The organism is Paenibacillus polymyxa (genome assembly GCF_015710975.1).
Lineage (GTDB): Bacteria > Bacillota > Bacilli > Paenibacillales > Paenibacillaceae > Paenibacillus > Paenibacillus polymyxa.
Genome location: NZ_CP049783.1, coordinates 3,877,520 through 3,900,254 on the forward strand (window position 1 = coordinate 3,877,520; position 22,735 = coordinate 3,900,254).

Below are 22,735 nucleotides of genomic sequence, written 5' to 3' on the forward strand. Positions count from 1 at the left end.
ATGAACGAAGTGAATGAAAACGGCGAAGCCATAGGTCTGTCTTATGAGGACGAACTGGAGGGTGAATCTCTGGAATGGACAGCGGATTCAGAGGATGTCAAAACACGTATAGATAAATACATCGCCGAAGAAATGAAGGAAGTGTCTCGTTCCCAGATCCAGCTGTGGATCGGGAATGGTCGGGTACTGGTGAACGGTGCGGCGGTCAAAGCGAACTACAAGCTGGCTGAAGGAGATCATATCGTACTATCGGTACCTGAACCAGAAAGTGTAGATATTATGCCGGAAAATATTCCGCTAGATGTCGTATACGAGGATTCGGACGTTATTGTCATTAACAAGCAACGTGGTCTAGTTGTGCATCCTGCACCAGGACACTCCTCGGGAACACTGGTCAACGCACTGATGTACCACTGCCATGACCTTTCCGGCATTAACGGGGAATTACGTCCTGGTATTGTTCACCGTATTGATAAGGATACATCAGGACTGCTGATGGCAGCTAAAAATGATCAGGCCCACGCATCACTTGCAGCACAGCTGAAGGATCATAGCGTGACTCGGAAATATATAGCATTGGTCCACGGTCATTTGAGTCACGATCAGGGAACCGTAGATGCCCCGATTGGTCGTGATTCAGGTGACCGTAAATTGTTCACGGTTACGGAACGCAACAGCAAGCATGCAGTTACCCATTTTCTCGTCATTGAACGGTTAGGTGATTATACCCTGCTTGAACTTCAATTGGAGACAGGACGGACACACCAAATTCGTGTTCACATGAAATTCATTGGACATCCATTGGTTGGCGACCCTATGTATGGACGCAGTAAAGGGGTTCGTATGGATGGCCAAGCGCTGCATGCAGCGGTTCTGGGATTTAAGCATCCAACTACTGGAGAGTACTTAGAATTTAGCAGACCGATCCCTCCTGATATGGAGGACGTATTAACGTCCTTGCGTAGTCGCTAAAATAATGATGATTTGCTCTGCTTTCCTATTCAAAAACTTGAATAAATTATTAAGTATAACCGCCTAAATGGCGGTTTTTTTATTGTCTGAATAGGAATGGGTAAAAACAACTATGGATAATTATACAATTAGGATGTATAATTATTAAAGTGCTTCCGGTGGTTCCGGTTGAACGGGTGTTGACACGAGATTTTCAATCTGTCATACTTCTTGTAGTTGCGATGGACTTTGTCCGAGAGATGGTTAACCATCTCACACTATGAGAAACAGGACAAAGGAAATCCTGAATAGCACCTTTAAATCAGTCCCGTGAGGCTGGCAAGGTAACGTGAATGGATCACTGATCAGTGCATCCGCTGCGGCGGTATGTCTTCAGTGTGTCCGACAGATCGGAGAACAGTGGAAGACTGTTCATACGAGACTCCTTGCCAAACTTGGGCAAGGAGTCTTTTTTGTATCCGAACACGGGACCAGGTCTGAAGGGAACATCACCTGAGGAGGCTGGAAGCATGAGTATTGAAACACATGTACTGATGGATGAAATTGCGATTCGTCGGGCATTAACGCGGATTGCACATGAAATTTTGGAGAAAAACAAGGGTATTGACGATTGCGTACTCGTAGGTATTCGAACACGCGGAGTTCATCTGGCGCAGCGCTTGGCTGAAAAAATTGCTGAAATTGAAGGCGCACCAATTCCATGGGGAGAGCTAGATGTCACAGCCTACCGCGATGACCGGAGCAGCGTTGCCGAGGCTAAAGGAAATGGAAAAGAGCTTTTGATGAATCCCGCTGACGTATCGGTTCATGATAAGAAAGTCATTCTCTTTGACGATGTGCTGTACACAGGCCGCACTATTCGCGCGGCGATGGATGCATTGATGGACTGCGGACGACCGCAAATGATCCAGCTGGCTGTGCTAGCAGATCGCGGACACCGTGAGCTTCCGATTCGTCCGGATTACATCGGCAAGAACATCCCGACCTCCAAATCTGAGGAAATCGTAGTTGCACTTCAGGAGACGGACGGTAAGGACGAAGTGACGATCATTCAGAACCGGGGGGAATAGGTATGATCACAACAGCCAGTCAACTTAGAGAACGTAGCCTGCTCGGATTAAAAGAACTTAGCCGAAATGAAATTGAGTCGATTCTGGATCGTGCTCAGTATTGGGAATCACAGCCGCAAAAACTGATTCCAGTCCTACAGTCACGCTTCGCGGCCAACATGTTTTTTGAAAATAGTACACGCACACGCTTTTCTTTTGAAATGGCGGAGAAGCGGCTCGGCGCTCAGGTTTTGAACTTTTCCGCTGCGGCTTCCAGTGTGGAAAAAGGGGAGTCCATTTACGATACTGTGCGTACGCTTGAATCCATGGGCATTGATGCTGGAGTCATTCGCTTAAAGCCAGCAGGAGTGCTGCAAGAGCTTGCTGAGAAGGTCAGTGTTCCGCTGGTTAATGCGGGAGACGGCAACAATGAGCATCCAACGCAGGCTTTGCTAGACCTCTACACCATGCGCAAAACTTTCGGTGAGCTTAAAGGCTTGAGAGTATCCATCATAGGAGACATTTTGCACAGCCGTGTAGCTCGCTCGAATCTGTGGGCCTTGCAAAAATTCGGAGCCGAGGTTAGCTTCTGTGCACCAGACAATATGCAGGCATCTGATCTTGCAACGTACGCGCCTTATGTGCCGATGCAAGAAGCATTGCAGGCAGACGTAGTCATGATGCTGCGGGTCCAGCTGGAACGGCATGCCGAAGGAATGTTGCGCTCAGCGGATGAGTACCGAGAGCAGTACGGTTTGACAGAAGAAAGAGCAGCAAGCCTTAAGTCCGGAACAATTATCATGCACCCGGCTCCAGTGAATCGAAACGTGGAGATCGACAGTGCAGTTGTGGAAAGCGAGCAATCGCGAATTTTTCCGCAAATGGCCAACGGGGTTCCGATCCGCATGGCGGTTATGGAACGGGCAATGAAGCTGTAGAAGCTGTCAGCAGGATCGTAGGGAAAAAGTTGCAAAAAACCTGAGCGGAGGAATATTTCAGATGAAACAATTAATTATGAATGCAAGCGTATTGAACGAGCAGGGCGAGGCTGAATTGAAATCCATCCTTATTGCCGATGGGAAAATTTTAGCTATCGCAAATGCGGATGCCGGAGTTAGCCTACTTGTGGAAGAAGGGGCATCTGGGCAAGAGCTCGATGTCGAAAAAATCGACGCCCAGGGAAAACTGGTCATCCCCGGTCTAATCGACATGCATGTGCATCTGAGAGAACCTGGCTTTGAATATAAAGAAACCATTGAAACAGGTAGCCGCGCTGCGGTGAAAGGTGGATTTACCACGATTGCCTGCATGCCGAACACACGTCCGGTTACGGACAATGTAGACACGGTTCAGCTGGTGCTGAAAAAGGGGCAAGAGGCTGGGCTGGCCAAGGTACTTCCTTACGCAGCCATCACGAAAAACGAACTGGGACGAGAACTGACGGATTTTGAAGCGCTCAAAGCAGCAGGTGCAATCGGCTTTACTGATGACGGAGTCGGAGTGCAGAGTGCACAGATGATGAAAGATGCCATGTCACAAGCTAAAGCGCTGGATATGCCAGTCATTGCACATTGTGAAGATAACACACTTGTTGTAGGAGCAGCGGTGACGGATGGTGAATTTGCCAAGCGTCACGGACTCAAAGGTATCCCCAATGAATCCGAGGCGATCCATGTTGGGCGTGACATCCTGCTATCCGAGGCAACCGGGGCACATTATCATGTATGCCATGTCAGCACAGAACAATCGGTGCGGTTGATTCGCCATGCGAAATCTTTTGGCATCAAAGTCACTGCTGAGGTATGCCCGCATCACTTGGTACTGTCCGATGAGGACATTCCTGGGTTAGATGCTAACTGGAAAATGAATCCTCCACTACGCTCCCCGCGTGATGTGCAGGCATGCATCGAGGGGCTGGAGGACGGAACGATTGATATCATCGTAACTGACCATGCAGCACACAGCGAGGAAGAGAAGGCAAAAGGGTTGGAGCTGGCGCCATTTGGAATCGTCGGATTTGAAACGGCCTTTCCACTGCTGTACACCAAATTCGTAGCTACTGGGAAATGGACACTGGACTTTCTGGTGCGCCGTATGACGACTGACCCAGCGCGTGTCTTCCGCCTTGATACAGGACGTCTGGAAGAGGGAGCACCCGCTGACCTGACCATGATTGATCTGGAGCAGGAGCAGGTAGTTGATCCACAAACGTTTGCCAGCAAAGGACGCAACACTCCTTTTACAGGCTGGAAGCTCAAAGGCTGGCCGGTGAAAACTTGGGTAGACGGCAAACTGGTATGGTCTGCTGACGAAGCAAAATAATACACAACTACTTAAAAAATAGAACCTTATAGCAGGAAACAAAATAGAGGAGTGAGACGGGATGCAGGCAAGATTGTTACTTCAGGACGGCACGCTGTTTACAGGCACATCATTTGGTGCGGAAGGTGAAAAAACAGGCGAGGTCGTTTTCAACACAGGGATTACAGGCTATCAAGAGGTGCTGACGGATCCCTCTTATTGCGGACAAATCGTAACCATGACTTACCCGCTGATTGGTAATTATGGAATTACTCGTGATGATTTTGAATCGGTACGGCCTTATGTTCATGGCTTTGCTGTTCGACATTACGAGCCGGCGCCAAGTAACTGGCGTGCTCAATACAGCGTGGGCGATTTGCTGAAGGAATATGGCATCATTGGCATTAGCGACATCGACACCCGCATGCTCACCCGGATTATTCGCCATCACGGCACAATGAAGGGCATTTTGACGACTGGTTCCCAGCCGGTGGAAGAACTAAAAGAAATGATGTCCGACATGACCATAGAAGAACTGCGTAATCAGGTTCCTTTGACTTCTACACCTCATCCGTACAGCAGCCCTGGCAACGGAGAACGGATCGTATTGATTGACTATGGTGCCAAGAGCGGCATCCTGCGCGAACTGAATAAACGGGACTGCGATGTGGTTGTCGTTCCGCATGATACGACGGCCGAAGAAATTCGTCGCTTAGATCCAGACGGTATACAGCTGTCCAACGGTCCTGGAGATCCGAAAGACGTACCACATGCTGTCCGTACGGTGGCTGAACTGCTAGGAGAATACCCTATTTTCGGGATTTGCTTGGGACACCAGTTGTTTGCCTTAGCTTCGGGAGCAGATACGGAAAAGCTGAAATTTGGACATCGCGGTGGTAACCATCCGGTGAAAGAACTGGAGAGCGGCCGTTGCTTCATTACATCACAAAATCACGGGTACACAGTGAATGAGGATTCGATCCAAGGAACTGAGCTTGAAGTGACGCATATTAATAACAACGATAAAACGATCGAGGGTCTTAAACATACTAAATATCCTGCGTTTTCGGTGCAATATCACCCAGAGGCTGCACCTGGCCCTTACGACAATGGCTACCTGTTTGACCGCTTTCTGGATATGATTCGTGAACACAAAAGAAATCAACCAAAGCAACCGCGTCAGGCTGCTATCGCCGCCGCAGTGAGAGGAGAGCGCTAATATGCCGAAAAATACAGAACTTAAAAAAATACTCGTGATCGGTTCCGGTCCTATCGTTATTGGTCAGGCAGCAGAATTCGATTACGCTGGTACACAAGCTTGTCAAGCGCTCAAAGAAGAAGGCGTCGAGGTAGTACTGATTAACAGTAACCCGGCAACCATCATGACAGACACCAATATGGCAGACAAAGTATATATCGAGCCGATTACACTGGATTTTGTAACACAGATTATCCGTCAGGAGCGTCCAGATGGTCTACTTCCTACACTGGGAGGACAGACAGGTCTGAATATGGCAGTGGAACTGGCTCGCGCAGGGGTGTTGGAGCGCGAAAACGTTAAGCTGCTGGGAACTCAACTGAATTCAATTGAAAAAGCCGAAGACCGGGACTTGTTCCGCGACCTGATGCGTGAGTTGGAACAGCCCGTGCCGGAGAGTGTAATTGTAACGACATTGGAAGAATCGCTGGAATTTGCTAACGAAATCGGTTATCCCATTATCGTTCGACCGGCTTATACGCTGGGAGGTACAGGCGGTGGGATCTGCGCCACAGAAGAAGAATTGCGTGAAACCGTAAGCTCTGGCTTGCGTTACAGTCCAATCGGACAATGTTTAGTGGAAAAAAGTATCGCAGGTATGAAGGAAGTCGAATATGAAGTCATGCGTGACGGCAATGACAACTGTATCGTGGTCTGCAATATGGAAAACTTCGATCCGGTCGGCGTGCACACTGGTGACAGTATCGTCGTAGCGCCGAGCCAGACGCTGTCAGATCGTGAGTATCAGATGCTGCGCTCCGCTTCTCTCAAAATTATCCGCGCCCTCAATATCGAAGGCGGCTGTAATGTACAGTTTGCACTGGATCCGCACAGCTATCAATACTACGTGATTGAGGTCAACCCACGGGTGAGTCGTTCCTCGGCACTGGCTTCCAAGGCGACCGGATATCCGATTGCCAAAATGGCGGCCAAAATTGCACTAGGCTACACACTGGATGAAATTGTGAATCCGGTAACGGGACAAACGTATGCTTGCTTTGAGCCGACATTGGATTACATCGTGAGTAAAATACCACGCTGGCCATTTGACAAGTTCATTTCTGCCAACCGCAAACTTGGCACACAAATGAAAGCAACCGGTGAAGTCATGGCCATCGGACGTACATTTGAAGAGTCAATCCATAAAGCGGTTCGTTCTCTGGAAATTGGTGTACATCGCCTGCATCTAAAGGGTGCCGATCAACTATCTGATGAGGTGCTTAAGGATCGTCTGAGTAAAGCAGATGATGAACGCTTGTTCTTGGTAGCCGAGGCATTCCGTCGTGGCTGGAAGCAACAAGATATTCAGGATATAACTAAAATTGATTGGTGGTTCCTCGACAAGGTAGAGGGAATTGTCAAATTTGAATCCACTATCGCAGAAGAGTCTGAGTTGACTTATGAAACACTCTATCAGGCCAAACGAAAAGGATTTACTGACCGCTCCATTGCTGAGATTCGCAGTATGGGTCAACGCAAGAGTATGACAACCGAACCCGAGGTTCGTGAATTCCGTCTAAATCAAAACCTGCGTCCTGTCTACAAAATGGTAGATACGTGTGCGGCCGAGTTTGAAGCCACAACTCCGTACTACTACTCCTCTTATGAGGTGGAAAACGAAGTGATTCCATCTAACAAAGAGAAAGTCATCGTACTCGGCTCAGGACCCATCCGAATCGGGCAGGGGATTGAATTTGACTACTCCACTGTGCATGCGGTGTGGGCTATTCAAAAAGCGGGTTACGAAGCGGTAATTATTAATAACAATCCGGAGACTGTATCTACAGACTTCAACACATCTGACCGTCTCTACTTTGAGCCACTTTTCTTCGAGGATGTAATGAATGTCATCGAGCAGGAAAAACCGATTGGTGTCATCGTCCAGTTCGGCGGTCAAACGGCGATTAACCTCGCAGCACCACTTAGTGCGGCAGGCGTGAATATTTTGGGTACGAGTCTGGAAAGTATCGATGAAGCAGAAGACCGGAAAAAGTTCGAACAGCTGCTGTCTCGCCTTGCTATCGCCCAGCCTAAAGGCAATACGGTCACGTCGGTAGATGAAGCGGTAGGAACTGCCCAAGCATTGGGGTACCCAGTTCTGGTACGTCCATCCTACGTCCTGGGCGGACGCGCTATGGAAATTGTGTACTCAGATACGGAATTGCTGCGGTACATGGAAGAAGCGGTTAAAATCAATCCGGAACATCCTGTGCTCATCGACCGTTATATGCTGGGCAAAGAAGTTGAGGTTGACGCCATCTGTGACGGCGAAACGGTCCTAGTACCAGGGATTATGGAACATGTGGAACGGGCAGGGGTTCACTCAGGTGACTCGATCGCAGTGTATCCGCCACAACACTTGTCTGACGAGCTGAAGCAAAAAGTCGTGGACATTACGATCAGCATCGCCAAGGAATTGAAAACGATTGGTCTGGTAAACATTCAGTTCGTCATTCATCAAGATGAGGTGTATGTCATCGAGGTTAACCCTCGTTCCTCACGGACGGTTCCTTTCCTAAGCAAAGTAACGAATATTCCGATGGCTAACCTGGCGACACAGGCCATTTTGGGCGGTAAGCTTAAAGATGCAGGCTATACAGAAGGGCTATGGCCTGAAAGTAATTATGTCTCGGTTAAGGTTCCTGTATTCTCCTTTGCCAAGCTGCGTCGTGTAGAGCCAACACTGGGGCCTGAAATGAAATCTACAGGTGAAGTTATGGGACGCGATATCCAGTATGCGAAAGCATTGTACAAAGGACTCGTAGGCGCAGGTATGAAAATTCCATCTACTGGGGCGATCATCATTACAGTAGCGGATAAGGATAAGGAAGAAGCGGTCGAGCTGATGCAGGGCTTTTATAGACTGGGCTACAAAATTATTGCTACAGGTGGAACGGCAGCAGCCTTGGAACAGGCCCACATTCCAGTGAACACTGTTAATAAGCTAAGTGAGGGCAATCCGAATATTCTGGATATGATCCGTACAGGTGAAGCCAACTTTGTCTTCAACACGCTCACCAAAGGCAAAACGCCAGAGCGTGACGGATTCCGCATCCGCCGCGAAGCAGTTGAAAACGGCATTGTTTGCATGACCTCGCTGGATACAGTGCGCGCTCTGTTAAAAATGCTGGAGACGATTAACTTCACATCCGAATCGATGCCAGTTCTGAGCAACTAACGCCTTATGAATAGATAAGCAAAATAAGTGGTAATGGGAAGGACATTCATCAGCATTTGCTGACGGATGTCCTTTATCACGGGCAAATATACCCGAATTGATGTGAAAAGGGGCGGTAGAACGGTGAACGAAGCATTTCAGCAGATGGCAGGACGGCTGATGGTTGCGCTAGATTACCCGGATGCACAACAAGCAGAGCAGTTAATTCGGCAGCTGGAGGGAATTCCTTGTTATATAAAAGTGGGGATGCAGCTGTTTTATAGCGCAGGGCCAGCTTTTGTAGAACAATTAAAATCAAGAGGATACTCCGTATTTCTGGATTTGAAAATGCACGATATCCCTAACACCGTACGGGGAGGGGCAGAGAGCATTACCCGTCTAGGGGTGGATATGTTTAACGTACACGCTGCTGGAGGCCGCAGTATGATGTCGGCCGCCAGAGCCGGAGCTGAAGCAGCGATTTCAGCAGACAGCTCACTTGCCATGCCGCTCATTATTGCAGTTACACAGCTGACCAGCACGGATCAAACGACTATGAATACGGAGTTAGGCATTCCTGGCACAGTACAGGATGCTGTCGTTCGTTATGCACAATTGACGCGTGAGGCTGGACTGAACGGTGTGGTCGCATCCCCATTAGAAGTGCCTGCGATTCGTGCAGTATGCGGATCTGACTTTAAAACTATAACCCCTGGCATACGCCCGGCAGGCAGTGCTACAGGTGATCAGTCGCGTGTGCTTACACCCGGACAAGCCATTGCCCAGGGCAGCAGCTACATTGTCGTTGGACGGCCGATCACGGCGGCACCAGACCCACGCGCCGCAGCAAAACATATTATTGAGGAGATGATACAAGTATGACTACATTAAACAATATCCCAGAGCAAATTGCATCCCATCTGTTACGCATTCAGGCAGTGGCACTGCGTCCACAGCAGCCTTTTACATGGACATCCGGTATAAAATCCCCTATCTACTGTGACAATCGCCTGACCATGTCCTACCCGGAGGTGCGTGAACTAATCGCAGACTCTTTTGCGGCTCTTATCCGTGAACAATACCCTGAAACCGAGGTTATTGCCGGCACAGCCACAGCAGGGATTCCTCATGCCGCTTGGGTGGCACAAAAGCTAAATCTGCCAATGGCTTATGTCAGAGACAAAGCCAAAGGACACGGGAAAGAAAACCAAATCGAAGGCCGTATCAGCGCCGGACAAAAGGTTATGGTTATCGAAGACCTCATCTCTACCGGGGGAAGCTCCATTAAAGCAGCACAGGCCGTAGAGCAAGCAGGCGCTCAGCCGTTAGCTGTACTGGCTATTTTCAGCTACCAGCTGGACAAAGCTACTCAAGCTTTTGAAGAAGCAGGTGTGAAGCTGCAAACCTTGTCCAATTACACCGCCTTGATGGAGGTTGCCTTGCGTGAAGGAACCATTCAGGAGGAAGAGATAGAACTGCTGCGTTCCTGGCGTCAGGACCCAGCTTCTTTTGGCAAATAAGGCTGAGTATTAAAGAGACAACGGAGTCAATAAGTAGTGCGCCACAGACTCACTGACATCCAGTGCAGATTGTTAGAAATCAAGCTGTGTAAATCGAATTCGATCCGGTTACACTAACTCCTACCATCATGTGAAAAGAGGGAGTTCGGATGTATTGGGTTTACTATGGCAGACTGTACACGACTAAATTTCAGGCAGGATGTTTGGCAAAAAGGCTTGAGCATGACGGCTGGATGTACGGCTACAATGATCCCCGCGCAGTGGAGGTGTACCGCTCGCGCAAAGGTCGTTATGGTGTCCGATTTATTCCATAGGTTTACAAAAATAATTTTTAAAAAGAAAATTTCTAAAAACTATTGACGAAACACAAGAAAATGTTGTATATTAATTAACGTTGCTGTTACAAATATGTAGCGTGAATATACATATTTTTTTGAGGGCCCTTAGCTCAGTTGGTTAGAGCGGTCGGCTCATAACCGATTGGTCGGGGGTTCGAGTCCCTCAGGGCCCATTTCCTCAAAAACCCTTGCTTAGCAAGGGTTTTTTTGTTGTTTTTTCTGTATTATAAGAGAATGGAGAGTAGTTGCTTAAACTTAATTGCTTACCTTTTGGTCATGGTGCTTTCTTTATCGGATTCTGACATTTTAAATAGATAAGTACTCTAAAATTTACACCTTTCTTTAATGGGACCTAGACCTTATGTAACTTCGTTCTAGCTTATGTAGGTTATTAAAACTGTTTCCTATTTTACTGAGTCTTATCGTTATTAGTATCCAATAAAAAATATTTATTCTAATATATGGATAATATTTATAAGTCAGTAAGTTTATGTTTAGATAATTTTTGAAGAACATGTTACCTTAGTGTCTGTACAAGAGATAGATTACTGGGGGAATATTTATGAAAAAGAATCTCATTAAGAAAACTTTTATATTGTTCAGCGCATCATTGTTTTTACTAATCGTATTTTCAAATTTAAGAACGTATGCAGCAGCATCAGTTGGGCAGGCATTACCTACTCCAGAGAGTGGGTGGCAACGATATGAAGAGCTTGCACCTGGTTTCATCTTTGAAGGAAATGGATGGCAAACGCCAACTGCGGGGAGCTATTCTGGAGGAAGTGAAAAGTTTACACTTAATTCATCTCTACATACTGTTAAATTTCAATTTTGGGGTACGGATCTAAGATTAATTAGTTATAGAGGCGGAGATAGACAAACATCTATTCAAGTAAATATTGATGGTGTGAATTATAGTTACTCAGCAAATGGTCAAGCACAAGTGACTACCCTTTTATTTGAAAAAAGGAATTTAGAAAATAAATTACATTCCGTAGAAGTAAGTGCAAGCAACTCAAACGTTTATAATCTGTTCGAATTTGATGCTTTAGATATCAACGAGACTGGATATTTAGTAAATCCTAAAATCAGTGCTCCTTCAAATCTATCTGCAAAGGCAGGAGACGCCAAGGTGGATTTAAGCTGGACAGCAAGCCCCGATAAAACAGAATATACTATAAAACGAAGCACTACTTCTGCAGGACCGTATGATACAATTGCTTCCAACGTCAAAACTCCATCGTATTCTGATACATCTGTGGTCAATGGAACAACATACTATTACGTAGTTACAGCAGTAAGTAATAATGGCGAAAGTGAATTTTCTAAAGAGGTTTCAGCTACTCCACAAGGAGAAAAGCAAACAGATTCCGATACCGAAAATCCATCTCAACCTAATCCTGAACCATCTGAGCCAGCTCAACCGACAGGTGATCGAGCAATTCTTGTAGTAACTATGACCAATGGCTTTGAGAAGGAATTTGATTTAAGTATGAAAGAAGTTAACAACTTTATAGCGTGGTATGATGCAAAAGATGCCGGCCGTGGTCAATCATATTATAAAATCGATAAACACAATAACAACAAAGGTCCATTCAGCAGTCGAAAGGATTATGTAATCTTTGATAAGATTCTCACATTTGAAGTAAGTGAATACTCTAAATAAATTGAAATCCCCTGCAATAATGGCAGGGGATTTTTCAGAAAATGCAATGATATTCTTGTTAATCATTGACCAAGTGTGCCAAGGCCTTTGTCAGCTAAATAGTTAGTTTACCTTAACAGTATACACCATTCTCAATTTACCGTTACCGGCGTAAATCTCAACTCTTGCATTCGTTGCAGTGGTGGTAGTTACCACGCCGGAAGCGGAAACGGTGACATTTCCGCTCGCCACTTTATAAGTATCCCCTGGGTAGTTTGACAGCGCATAGGAATAATTACGTGGCAACGTAGCCGTTCTGTAGTATACTCCATTAACTTCTACAATAGGTGTAATTACTGGAGAAGGGCCTACTGATGCGGACGCACTAGGAACGATAATACTTCCAAGGAGTCCCAAAGACATAGCTGTTGATAATAATATTTTCTTAGTATTCATTAAAAAATCCTCCTTATGTATGATATGGGCTCCTAAAATATACCATGTAAAATTATTGATTTCACATCATTCGACAAATGTTGTCAAAATAATACAATGAAACGATTCTAAAGTCCTATAATATACAAAATAATTAAAATATGAAAATTAAAGAAATTAATTTTAATATACTGTATTTTTGAGTTATTCTCTATAGCTGGGCCATCTTTGCATAACACAAAATAAAAACGGACGTCGGAGTGATTCGTCCGAGATCCGTTTTTCGTATGTGCATGTATGGCACTTAATATCAGTTGACAAGTTGATGTGCAAGCTTCTTGCTACTATCTAGATTTCTTTCGACCATGCGTTGTTTTAATGCAGACAGCTCCGTATTTTGACGAATCGCTTCTGCTACCAGCTGGGCAATTTGCCTTGCTCCTTCGTCAGAAAAATGGGTATTATCTGCTACACCAGCTGGGTAATTAGGGTGTACTTTTTCGGGCAAATGCATAAATAGAAGCTCGGACTCTTTTTCACCCATGGAACGATAAAGCTGCTGTGATGCTTCGAAAATATCGAGCAGCGGTGTCTGGGTTTCCTTGGCTACTTGCCTCATGGCAGCGGGATAAGCCCCTACAGCCAGCGGGTCAGGTTCACCGTTTGCAGTAAAGTGACGGCGGCTTACAGAGGTTAACAGCACTGGAATGCCGCCACGTTCCCGAGCGGACTGAATGTATTGAATTAAGTTTAGACGGTACTCTCCATCAGGATCGGTGTAGCGATTGGGGTCTTCTTTTTTCTCATCATTGTGTCCAAATTGAATAAACAGATAATCGCCAGCTTGAATATCTTTTTCAATATCAGTTAATCGCCCTTCTGCTATAAAAGATTTGGTGCTTCGTCCATTGACGGCACGATTGTCCACATGAACAGTAGAGTCCAAATGAGCTTGCAAATGTTCGCCCCAGCCTGTCATCGGTTTTTCGGTTGCTCCTTTTTGAGCTGCAGTAGAGTCCCCTGCGATAAACAGTCGAGTTGTCATCTGCTGTCTTGCGTGCGCATATCCATGTTTTTGTAGCCATTTTTCCGCCAGGTCGAGCCATTGTCTGCATTCAAGGTTGTCCTCGGATAGTCCCAATCCGTGTCGTCCTTCCTCAAATACATGCAGCTCAAACGGAATACGCTCTCTGGATAATGAGAAAGCGAACAACAGGCTATTTTCTACCGGTACAGCGCCATCATTGGCCGTTGTCCACATAAAAGTCGGAGGTGTCTGTGCAGTCACTTGCCGATCGGATGAAAAGGCTTGAAGCTGCTCCAGGGTCGGCTGTTCCCCTAAAAAGTGCGTACGGCTTCCAAGATGCGTATAAGGGTCATGAAATGAAATGACAGGGTATCCCAACATTAGAAGATTTGGTTTTTTCGCTCCGATCGTGGAGACAATGGAGGCCAGGTGACCCCCTGCTGAAAAACCGATGAGACCCACTTGATCAGGGATCACTAGCCAGTCATGCGGTGTTTGGCGAATCCATTGCAGGGCATGTTCTACATCCTCCAGCAAGGAGGTAATCTCGAAATCGCCGACCTGATACTCCAGCACACCCGCATGAATACCTAGATCATTTAACCACCGGGCGATCGGCTCTCCTTCATGTGAGGCCAAATGCTCGTAGCCACCGCCAGGTAATACCAATACAAAAGGACGAGCTTCTCGGACCGCTACGGGATAGAGGGAGAGAAAGGAAGTGTCTAACGGAAATTCTTCTTTTACAATCTGTTCTTTAGAACTAAGGACATGTAACATAAGAGACCTCCAAATTTCTTTTTAACTGCCTTAAACCAAATTAAATCAACTTAAATTGGAATGATACGGATGTAAAAAATAATGCACACGTGAAAAAAATGATTTAAACCTTGTTATGAAAGCGCTATAATTTGGTGTGATACCAAGAACCAAAGGGGGAGCGCAATGAAAAAAGGAAGAATGTTCTACACTATTTTTATTACGATTCTGGTTTTGGGAATAGGATTGGTGGCCAGCTTTGGCAGCTATATCTATTTTACAACAATTAGCTCCGTTGTGGAGAGAGTTTCCAATACCAAGCAAAGCTACATGGCGCAGATCAGAAATAGCCTGGAACAGAAAATCCAAACGATTGAATACGCTTTTAATACGTATAGCACGACCAGTTCCTTTAATGAAGTTGTCAAAAATCCCATTACAGAAAAAGATTTTGTAGCGTATCGGAATGTAAATACCCAGCTCAATTATATTGCTACGATGGGATTAGAAGGAACCGAGTATTCACTAATAAGTCTAAATCAGAATTGGAGAATCTCCAATGGAAGCCTGTCTTATTTGACGAAAACGGAACGAGAAAAGCTGATTAGTACCTATATCGACCACCAGGATAAGGGACTATTCTGGATTAAAACAGATAAAGGAATCCGTTTTGTGAATACCTTGCCTGTATTTTCCAAAAAGAAACAGGCCATCGCGCTATCTGATATTTCGTCGCAGACGTTAAGCCATACCATTCAAACAGAGGATCATATGCCTGTGTTTATTTTGAATAAAAAAGGCGACTTAATGTACGAAACTGAGCCTGCTACTCCCTTATTGTCTACTCAGCAGCTTCAGCACATTTCAGAGGTTACTGCTAAATCAAACAACACGGGCATGCTGACATTGGAGAAAACGGAGCATCAGCCAGCGCGGCAAATCATTTATGCTAAATCTGCTTACAACAATTGGACTTACTTAACGGTATTAGATAAAAAAGAGATTGCAAACGCGTTTCAAACGACCAAATTTGGGATTATCATGATGGGCCTTGTATTAACGCTTTTAATGGTGGTGGTGGCATACATCATTGCCATTTACTTTACCAAGCCATTCCAGCAAATAAAACGCAGCTTACCGAAAAATCCCAATTTCGCTTTCAAAAATGAACCTTCTAAAAATGAAATTGAGTGGATTATTAATTCCATCGACAACATTGTAACAGAGAAGGAAAGCTTGGAAAGTCTCATTCAGTCCGAAATGCCACAGTTGGAAACGCAATTGATTCTCAACCTGTTTCGCAAACGTGTTTCCGCAGAGGAATTGGCACGAAAAATGCCACGCTTGGGCTACCCGCAGATCGAGAATCAAATGTATATTACCTTGTTGGTTCAACTGGATAATCTGGGAGATCGAGAACCTTCGGATAAAGATGTTTTACTGCTGGCTATTAACAAAATCGTAGAAGAAACGATTCCTGAGCAGCAGCGTATGCTTCCGATCATTTTGAACGATAACACCCAGGCTACCATATTAATTTTGGCAGGTAAGAGTGCACAGGAAATGAGAAAGCAAGTGCTGGATCATGCGACCCTTTTGATTCAGAATGTAAAAGAGTATTTGAATGTATCCATCAGCATCGGTATTAGCACAGCGTATGATAACTTATTAGAAAGTAAAGAAGCTTGTGAGATGAGCAAGCAAGCATTGCATCACCGTTTAAACCTAGGTAAAGAGTCGATTATTTTTTATGAGGATATTTCCATGGTCATTTCAGGTCCGGTTCTGCTGCATTATCCTGCGGAATTGGAATCCAAACTGTTTGATGCCATCCGCATAGGAGATGAAGAGCAGGTATATCATACCGTGCACTCTTTGTTGGTGGAAATGATGACAAAGAACAACCATTCCATGAACTTTGAAGTGCTGCTGGTACGCTTTGTCAATAACCTCATCCAATTAGAGCAGCTATTAGGGATTGAAGTACTGCTAACGCAAGACAATCATGCCTTGTATCACCGTTTGCTGGATATCCGTAACCCGGAGGAGATAGAACGCATGCTGTTAGAACAGGTTATTTTCCCCATGGTAAAAAGCATGAAGGAGAAGACCAACCAGCAATTCCGCTGTCTCTCAGAGAAAATTGCCGCGATTATCCGTGCTGAATATGACCAGGAATTATCATTAGAACTCATTGGAGATCGACTGCATTACAATCCGAATTATTTAAGCAGTATTTTCAAAAAAGAATACGGAACGACGTTTAGTGAATATCTGATGGGCTATCGCCTGCAAATGAGCAAGAAATGGCTCGTTGAGACAGATATGACGATTAAAGAAATCGCCGAGCGGCTGCAATATCATAATTCGCAAAACTTTATCCGCTCTTTTCGAAAAAAAGAACAGGTTACACCAGGGGCTTATCGAAAGATGAAGCAAGCCAATTAACCTTTAACCGCCCCCAGCAAGGCTCCTTTGACAAAGTGCTTTTGCACAAATGGATACACGATTAACATCGGAACGGTCGCTATAACAATGACCGCCATCTTAATCGTCTGCGCAGGCGGGATGACATCTACCGCAGTTCCTTCTGCCTGCATACCACTGGAGACGATAACAATTTGGCGAAGTAAGACTTGAATTGGCCATTTGGCAGAGTCATTGATATAGAGAATGGCGTGCATATACGTATTCCAGTAGGCAACAGCGTAGAATAAAGAAATGGTTGCAATAGAAGGCAGGGCTAATGGCAACATAATTTTAAAGAAGATACCAAAATCGTTGCACCCGTCCATCTTGGCCGATTCCTCCAAATCATCCGGCAATGCCTGAAAAAGTTACGCATGATAATCAGGTTAAATGCATTAATAGCTACGGGCAGAATCAAGGACCAATACGAATTGATCAGTCCCATGCTTTTGACAACGAGGAATGTCGGAATCATCCCCCCGCTAAACAACATAGAAAACACGACAATGAAGTTAATCGTATTGCGGCCAAGCAGATATTTTCGGGATAACCCATAAGCCATAAAAGCGGTAAAAATCATACTTACAACTGTACCCACGATCGTTACTCCGACTGAAACCCCAAGTCCTCTAAAAATCGTTGGAGTGGATAGGATATAGCGATAAGCATCCAGTGAAAAAGTTACAGGGAATAAAATGAACTTCTTGGCCACTACTTCCTCAGTTGAAGCAAATGAGCTGGCGATGATATTCAAAAAAGGTAAGAGACAAGTGAGGGCAATGAGAATCAAAAGTGTACTGTTTACAATGTTGAAAATACGACTGCCCAGTGATTCTTTTTTTCGTGATTTTGGTTTGATTAATGGTTGTTCCAATGTGGGTGACCTCCTTGTAATCGTTTACATTTAAACCTTATCAAGAGGAAAGAATTCCGTATATAATCAAATCTTGAGGTGTTCTCTAAGCGTGGAAAAAAGAGGATGATCATTAAGTTGTGTAGTAATCATTAGCTAAGGTGAAAAGGCTGTAAAGTAGGCTGTTCGCCTACTTTTGTAAACGCTATCATTTGATGATTATATGCGGAATGACGAAAATAACGTACTCTTGAAAGCGTATACAGGAACGTTTGAAGGAGGTCGAATTAATGAAAGTTTCAAGTGTCCCCGCACCAAACATGAAGATGAAAATGAAAAAGAACAAAAGAACGACGGAAAGCCTTTTACGAATGCAGAAACACAAGCTGCTCTATCTGATGGTTTTACCCGGGTTGGTGTACTTCATTATTTTCAAGTACTTCCCTATGGGAGGATTGGTAATTGCATTTCAGGATTATCAAGCCTTTCAGGGAATTACAGGCAGTCCATGGGTAGGAATGAAGCATTTTATTCGTTTGTTTACAGAGCCTACGTTTTTTATGTTGCTTCGCAATACGCTGGTTTTATTTGCACTGAATATTGTAATCTTTTTTCCATTGCCCATTATATTGGCGCTCATGCTGAACGAGGTTAGGAAGATGTTTTTCAAAAATATAATTCAAACCATCATCTACATTCCGCACTTTATGTCATGGGTTATCATCGTTTCGATTTCTTATGTATTCCTGACGGTGGACGGCGGTGTGCTGAATGAACTGATTGCCGCACTAGGTGGTGAGAAGATCAGCTTCTTAACATCACCGCAGTGGCTGCGAACGGTCTATATCGGGCAAGTGATTTGGAAGGAACTTGGCTGGTCTACCATCATTTATTTATCTGCAATTACAGTGGTGGATACACAATTGTATGAGGCAGCAGAAATGGACGGTGCTGGGCGTTTGAGAAAGACATGGCACGTGACGTTGCCAGCGATCCGCCCGGTTATTATTACTTTGTTAATTTTGAAAATCGGTAGCACGCTGGATTTGGGCTTTGAACATATGTACCTGCTATTGAACTCATTAAACCGCGAGGTTGCCGAAATCTTTGACACCTATATTTATACTGCGGGCTTAAAGAATGGACAATTAAGTTTCAGTACGACAGTAGGACTTTTTAAAGGTGTAGTAGGCTTAATTCTGATTATGTTCTCCAATCGACTCGCTAAGAAATTTGGTGAAGACGGCGTTTACTAATGACGACGGGAAGGATGCAAAATGGTACGGTTTGTAGAAAACATGAACAAATGGTGCATGCGCCTGCTACGCCTGGTCTACCTTAACTTGCTGTGGACGATTGCGACAATCCTGGGCTTGGGTTTTATAGGTGTAGGGCCTGCAACCGTTGCTATGCTTAGTATTTTAAGGCAGTGGATTCGGGGCAATGAGGAAGTCGCCATTTTCTCGACGTTTGTACGTTACTTTAAAGAAAGCTTTAAGGAAGCAGCCATCATTGGCGGGCTATACAGCCTTGTGGGTTACGTGCTCTACGTGGATATCGTCAACAGCTCATCCTGGTATGTTCGTGTGGTGACACTGATGGGTGCCTTTTTGTATCTGATCTCTTTGGCATACATTTTTCCGTTACTGGCTCACTATGCTTGGAAAGGCATCAAGCTGAAGATCAAGATGTCGATCGTAATTGGATTTTCGTATTTACAATATACACTTGTTCTTTTTGTAGCTATTGTCGTGCTTTATGCATTGATTCTAGGCTTGTACCCAGGAATTCTAACTTTTGCCGGAGCGAGCATCATCGGTTATCTCGTGATGTGGATGACGCATCAGGTATTCAGCAAAATAGAGCGAGAGGTTCTGGTGAAAGAGGAAGATATGGCATGAATATACAAACGAAAAAGGAGCAAACACGATGAAAAAAAGAACCGCGATGAAAAAGGGAGTATCGGGTCTTCTTGCCGGACTTATGGTCATGAGTGTTTTTCTAACTGCTTGTGGTGACAAAGGGACTGAGGATCAAGCCAGCCAAACCTATGATCCCAAATCCAAACTGGAATTTACCTGGCTAAACGTATTGCATACAGCCTCTCCGCCTACAGAAACGATTAAAAGCAAAATCGAAGAATACACCAATTCCAAAATTACGTTCAACTGGGTGCCGGATGCTTCCAAGGAAGAGAGAATTACCACCGCACTGGCTTCTGGTGAATTGGCAGACATGGTGACTTTGACGATGATGACAAATTCATCAGTGCGTAGTTCATTGAAATCAGGACTATTCTGGGATGTAGGCAAATACTTGGATGATTATGAAAATTTGAAGAAGATCCCGCCTGAAGTGCGCGAAGCTGCTTCTATTGAAGGGGTACTGTATGGTGTTCCGTTCCAGAAAAATCTGGCTCGGGCGGGTCTGGTCATTCGTCAGGATTGGCTCGATCGCTTAGGACTGAAAGTGCCGACCACACTGGATGAGTTGTATGAAGTTGCGAGAGCGTTTACAGAAGATGATCCAGATGGCAATGGAAAAAATGATACGACTGGGTTTGTTGACAGATCGGATCTGCGTTACAGCAGCTTTAAAACATTAAGCTCCTACTTTGGGACACCTAATGGCTGGAAAGTAGATGAAAACGGCAAGTTTACGCCGGAATTTGATACTCCTCAATATTTGGAGACCTTAAAGTATTCCAATAAATTATACAAAAACGGATACCTCTCCAAAGACTTTGCCGTAACCGCTAAAACGGACCAGCAACAACAATTTGCACAAGGTAAAGCAGGGATTTATACAGGCATGATCGATATCTCTAACCTTAGAACCTTGTCTCAAGGCTTACAAAAAGGGCTGAAGCTGGTACCTGTTAACAAGATTTCTAATGGAGATGGCCAATATCACGTATGGTCTGAAGGAAGCGGGGTAGGAGGCTTGCTGGCATTTCCGAAATCTGAAGTAAAGACAGAAGCTGAGTTGAAGAGACTGCTGCAATTTGTAGATGATTTAATTGACAAAGATGTATATATGTACATGACCGGTGGTATTGAAGGTACTCATTATAAAATCGAAAAAGATGGTTCCTTTAAAATTACGAATACAGATTTGTGGCAAGCAGACGTTCAGCCATTTTCAAGCTCCAGACCAAGTGAAGTGACCTATAACTTAAAGGATGCCAATCCGGAAAAGGAAATGGCTAATGAATTAGTGCGAGAAAATAATAAATTTGCTGTTCTGGACCCGACAGTGCCACTGGATTCAGCCACCGCTAATGAACAAGGAACAGAGCTGGAGAAAATCATTACCGACGCCTCCTTCAAATTTATTATGGGTGAAATTGATGAAGCCGGATTTAAAGCAGCTGTAGAAAACTGGAAAAAGTCAGGCGGAGCACGAATTACCACTGAGTATGAAGAAGCGTATAAGAAAACGAAAAAATAAAGATATAGGCTGAACATTAGTGTACATGAATTGTCACTACGCAGGCGGATGGTGCTTAACATCGCTGACACTTGTCCAGCACCATTCCGCCTACTGCGTTTTATTCACAAAAAATAAAGACAGGAGAGAACGAAATGCAATTGTATAACATTGTAGATTATGGAGCAGTTCAGGATGGTACGACGATGGCGACAGAGGCGATTGCGGCTGCCATTGAAGCAGCAAGTAATGCTGGTGGAGGCACCGTTTTTGTCCCGTCTGGAACATACCTGACGGGTGCTATTATTCTGAAAAGTAACATTGAGCTGCATTTAAGCCCCGGCGCAATTCTTTCCTTCAGTACGGAACTGGCAGATTACCCTGTAGTAGAATCCAGATGGGAAGGCGTTCAGCGGGAAGTACATGCATCGTGCATTTATGGAGAGAACCTTGAGAATATTTCGATTACAGGCAGCGGAACACTGGACGGAAATGGTCAACCGTGGTGGGAAAAGCATCGGAATCACCCTGAAGAGTTGCAGTATCCAAGACCCAAATTAATCAGCTTTGACCGCTGTCAACGGGTCACCATTAAAGACCTCATGTTAAAAAATTCCCCCAGTTGGACTGTAAACCCCATTGCTTGCTATAACGTTACGATTGACAATTTGTCCATTCTTAACCCGGCCGACTCTCCCAATACGGATGGTATTAATCCCGAATCCTGTTCCAATGTTCGTATTAGCAACTGCAATATTGATGTAGGCGATGATTGTATTGCGATCAAAGCAGGAACCGAAGATACCCATGAGCGGATTCCTTGTGAAAATATTACGATTACCAACTGTACAATGGTGCATGGTCATGGTGCTGTCGTACTGGGAAGCGAAATGAGCGGAGATATTCGTAATGTTACGATCAGCAATTGCGTGTTCAAGCAAACGGATCGGGGCATACGTCTGAAATCAAGACGGGGACGCGGTGGAATCATCGAGGATATTCGTATCAGCAACATTGTGATGGAGGAGGTCATTTGTCCATTTATTCTAAACCTGTATTATTTCTGCGGACCTCGGGGCAAGGACAAATATGTGTGGGATAAAAATCCCTATCCAATTACTGATGAAACTCCGTGCTTTAGAAGAATCCATTTTTCCGATATCACGGCACGTCAGGTTCATGCGGCGGCTGGTTTCTTATACGGACTTGCAGAACAATATATTGCTGAAATTACATTTTCCAATATTGATATATCTATGGCTAAAAATGCGATTCCCGGTCGTCCGGCCATGATGACAGGGATTGAAGATATGAATAACCGTGGTTTTTATCTAGGTAATGTGAGGGATATTCGTTTTCAACAGGTTACGATTGAAAATCATGAAGGTCCTGCCTTTTACATTGAAAATGGGAAAGATGTTGAAATCAATCGTTGTCATTCGAAGAATACAGCTCAGCCTGAAAAGCTGATAGAACAAGTAACGATACAACCTTCTGAACAAAATGTTGTGAAATAGGAGGGG

Annotated in this window: 17 protein-coding genes, 1 tRNA gene and 1 pseudogene; 16 read left to right on the plus strand and 3 right to left on the minus strand. The window is 44.8% G+C overall.

Translation table 11 applies throughout. The annotated features are described in order from the left end of the window. The 11 genes from G7035_RS17380 (at position 1) to G7035_RS17430 (ending at position 12,261) form a co-directional block, all read left to right on the plus strand. On the plus strand, positions 1-972 hold the full coding sequence (locus tag G7035_RS17380; RefSeq protein WP_016821530.1) for an RluA family pseudouridine synthase: 972 nt from the start codon (positions 1-3) through the stop codon (positions 970-972). Between the two features lie 509 nt (positions 973-1,481). After that, positions 1,482-2,042 (plus strand): bifunctional pyr operon transcriptional regulator/uracil phosphoribosyltransferase PyrR, encoded by a 561-nt coding sequence (pyrR, locus tag G7035_RS17385; RefSeq protein WP_016821529.1) that lies wholly within the window; start codon positions 1,482-1,484, stop codon positions 2,040-2,042. Between the two features lie 2 nt (positions 2,043-2,044). After that, on the plus strand, positions 2,045-2,959 hold the full coding sequence (locus G7035_RS17390) for an aspartate carbamoyltransferase catalytic subunit (RefSeq protein WP_016821528.1): 915 nt from the start codon (positions 2,045-2,047) through the stop codon (positions 2,957-2,959). Between the two features lie 61 nt (positions 2,960-3,020). Next, positions 3,021-4,343, plus strand: a complete 1,323-nt coding sequence (locus tag G7035_RS17395; protein ID WP_019688021.1) for a dihydroorotase — start codon at positions 3,021-3,023, stop codon at positions 4,341-4,343. A 61-nt stretch (positions 4,344-4,404) separates the two neighbouring features. After that, entirely contained in the window at positions 4,405-5,541 is a 1,137-nt protein-coding gene (gene carA, locus G7035_RS17400) for a glutamine-hydrolyzing carbamoyl-phosphate synthase small subunit (protein WP_016821526.1), read from the plus strand. 1 nt (position 5,542) lies between these two features. Then, positions 5,543-8,758 carry a carbamoyl-phosphate synthase large subunit gene (gene carB / locus G7035_RS17405; protein WP_016821525.1) on the plus strand — a complete coding sequence of 1,072 codons (3,216 nt, stop codon included), beginning with the start codon at positions 5,543-5,545 and terminating at the stop codon, positions 8,756-8,758. Positions 8,759-8,824: 66 nt separating this feature from the next. Further along, a complete protein-coding gene (gene pyrF / locus G7035_RS17410) occupies positions 8,825-9,619 on the plus strand; it encodes an orotidine-5'-phosphate decarboxylase (protein WP_019688020.1) in 795 nt (264 codons plus the stop codon). Next, complete coding sequence (gene pyrE, locus G7035_RS17415) at positions 9,616-10,257, plus strand: orotate phosphoribosyltransferase (protein ID WP_019688019.1); 642 nt, start codon at positions 9,616-9,618, stop codon at positions 10,255-10,257. Before pyrF ends, pyrE begins: the two co-directional genes overlap by 4 nt. A gap of 149 nt (positions 10,258-10,406) precedes the next feature. After that, on the plus strand, positions 10,407-10,571 hold the full coding sequence (locus G7035_RS17420) for a hypothetical protein (protein ID WP_010345444.1): 165 nt from the start codon (positions 10,407-10,409) through the stop codon (positions 10,569-10,571). A gap of 123 nt (positions 10,572-10,694) precedes the next feature. Beyond that, a tRNA-Ile gene (locus tag G7035_RS17425) sits at positions 10,695-10,768 on the plus strand. Between the two features lie 389 nt (positions 10,769-11,157). Then, positions 11,158-12,261: a fibronectin type III domain-containing protein gene (locus tag G7035_RS17430; protein ID WP_019688018.1), complete on the plus strand. Its 1,104-nt coding sequence runs from the start codon at positions 11,158-11,160 to the stop codon at positions 12,259-12,261. A 102-nt stretch (positions 12,262-12,363) separates the two neighbouring features. Here G7035_RS17430 and G7035_RS17435 read toward each other — a convergent pair whose 3' ends face one another. Further along, positions 12,364-12,696: a hypothetical protein gene (locus G7035_RS17435; protein ID WP_019688017.1), complete on the minus strand. Its 333-nt coding sequence runs from the start codon at positions 12,694-12,696 to the stop codon at positions 12,364-12,366. 289 nt (positions 12,697-12,985) lie between these two features. After that, complete coding sequence (locus tag G7035_RS17440; RefSeq protein WP_019688016.1) at positions 12,986-14,482, minus strand: GDSL-type esterase/lipase family protein; 1,497 nt, start codon at positions 14,480-14,482, stop codon at positions 12,986-12,988. 165 nt (positions 14,483-14,647) lie between these two features. Here G7035_RS17440 and G7035_RS17445 point away from each other — a divergent pair, with 165 nt between their 5' ends. Further along, entirely contained in the window at positions 14,648-16,909 is a 2,262-nt protein-coding gene (locus tag G7035_RS17445; protein WP_017428116.1) for a helix-turn-helix transcriptional regulator, read from the plus strand. Here G7035_RS17445 and G7035_RS17450 read toward each other — a convergent pair. Further along, positions 16,906-17,804 (minus strand): annotated as a pseudogene (locus tag G7035_RS17450) (carbohydrate ABC transporter permease). The gene G7035_RS17445 and the pseudogene G7035_RS17450 overlap by 4 nt on opposite strands. Positions 17,805-18,073: 269 nt before the next feature. Here G7035_RS17450 and G7035_RS17455 point away from each other — a divergent pair. The 4 genes from G7035_RS17455 (at position 18,074) to G7035_RS17470 (ending at position 22,729) form a co-directional block, all read left to right on the plus strand. Further along, positions 18,074-19,039: an ABC transporter permease gene (locus G7035_RS17455; RefSeq protein WP_016821517.1), complete on the plus strand. Its 966-nt coding sequence runs from the start codon at positions 18,074-18,076 to the stop codon at positions 19,037-19,039. Between the two features lie 21 nt (positions 19,040-19,060). Next, positions 19,061-19,684, plus strand: coding sequence for a YesL family protein (locus G7035_RS17460; RefSeq protein ID WP_019688015.1), 624 nt, complete (start codon positions 19,061-19,063; stop codon positions 19,682-19,684). 28 nt (positions 19,685-19,712) lie between these two features. Continuing rightward, entirely contained in the window at positions 19,713-21,233 is a 1,521-nt protein-coding gene (locus tag G7035_RS17465; RefSeq protein WP_019688014.1) for an extracellular solute-binding protein, read from the plus strand. A 134-nt stretch (positions 21,234-21,367) separates the two neighbouring features. Continuing rightward, positions 21,368-22,729, plus strand: coding sequence for a glycoside hydrolase family 28 protein (locus tag G7035_RS17470; RefSeq protein WP_019688013.1), 1,362 nt, complete (start codon positions 21,368-21,370; stop codon positions 22,727-22,729). Positions 22,730-22,735: the final 6 nt, after the last annotated feature.

Bases quoted from the DNA above. Each gene is read 5' to 3' on its own strand.
- G7035_RS17380 (WP_016821530.1), top strand. From the start codon at position 1: ATGAACGAAGTGAATGAAAACGGCGAAGCCATAGGTCTGTCTTATGAG.
- pyrR (WP_016821529.1), top strand. From the start codon at position 1,482: ATGAGTATTGAAACACATGTACTGATGGATGAAATTGCGATTCGTCGG.
- G7035_RS17390 (WP_016821528.1), top strand. From the start codon at position 2,045: ATGATCACAACAGCCAGTCAACTTAGAGAACGTAGCCTGCTCGGATTA.
- G7035_RS17395 (WP_019688021.1), top strand. From the start codon at position 3,021: ATGAAACAATTAATTATGAATGCAAGCGTATTGAACGAGCAGGGCGAG.
- carA (WP_016821526.1), top strand. From the start codon at position 4,405: ATGCAGGCAAGATTGTTACTTCAGGACGGCACGCTGTTTACAGGCACA.
- carB (WP_016821525.1), top strand. From the start codon at position 5,543: ATGCCGAAAAATACAGAACTTAAAAAAATACTCGTGATCGGTTCCGGT.
- pyrF (WP_019688020.1), top strand. From the start codon at position 8,825: ATGTCCTTTATCACGGGCAAATATACCCGAATTGATGTGAAAAGGGGC.
- pyrE (WP_019688019.1), top strand. From the start codon at position 9,616: ATGACTACATTAAACAATATCCCAGAGCAAATTGCATCCCATCTGTTA.
- G7035_RS17420 (WP_010345444.1), top strand. From the start codon at position 10,407: ATGTATTGGGTTTACTATGGCAGACTGTACACGACTAAATTTCAGGCA.
- G7035_RS17430 (WP_019688018.1), top strand. From the start codon at position 11,158: ATGAAAAAGAATCTCATTAAGAAAACTTTTATATTGTTCAGCGCATCA.
- G7035_RS17435 (WP_019688017.1), bottom strand. From the start codon at position 12,696: ATGAATACTAAGAAAATATTATTATCAACAGCTATGTCTTTGGGACTC.
- G7035_RS17440 (WP_019688016.1), bottom strand. From the start codon at position 14,482: ATGTTACATGTCCTTAGTTCTAAAGAACAGATTGTAAAAGAAGAATTT.
- G7035_RS17445 (WP_017428116.1), top strand. From the start codon at position 14,648: ATGAAAAAAGGAAGAATGTTCTACACTATTTTTATTACGATTCTGGTT.
- G7035_RS17455 (WP_016821517.1), top strand. From the start codon at position 18,074: ATGAAAGTTTCAAGTGTCCCCGCACCAAACATGAAGATGAAAATGAAA.
- G7035_RS17460 (WP_019688015.1), top strand. From the start codon at position 19,061: ATGGTACGGTTTGTAGAAAACATGAACAAATGGTGCATGCGCCTGCTA.
- G7035_RS17465 (WP_019688014.1), top strand. From the start codon at position 19,713: ATGAAAAAAAGAACCGCGATGAAAAAGGGAGTATCGGGTCTTCTTGCC.
- G7035_RS17470 (WP_019688013.1), top strand. From the start codon at position 21,368: ATGCAATTGTATAACATTGTAGATTATGGAGCAGTTCAGGATGGTACG.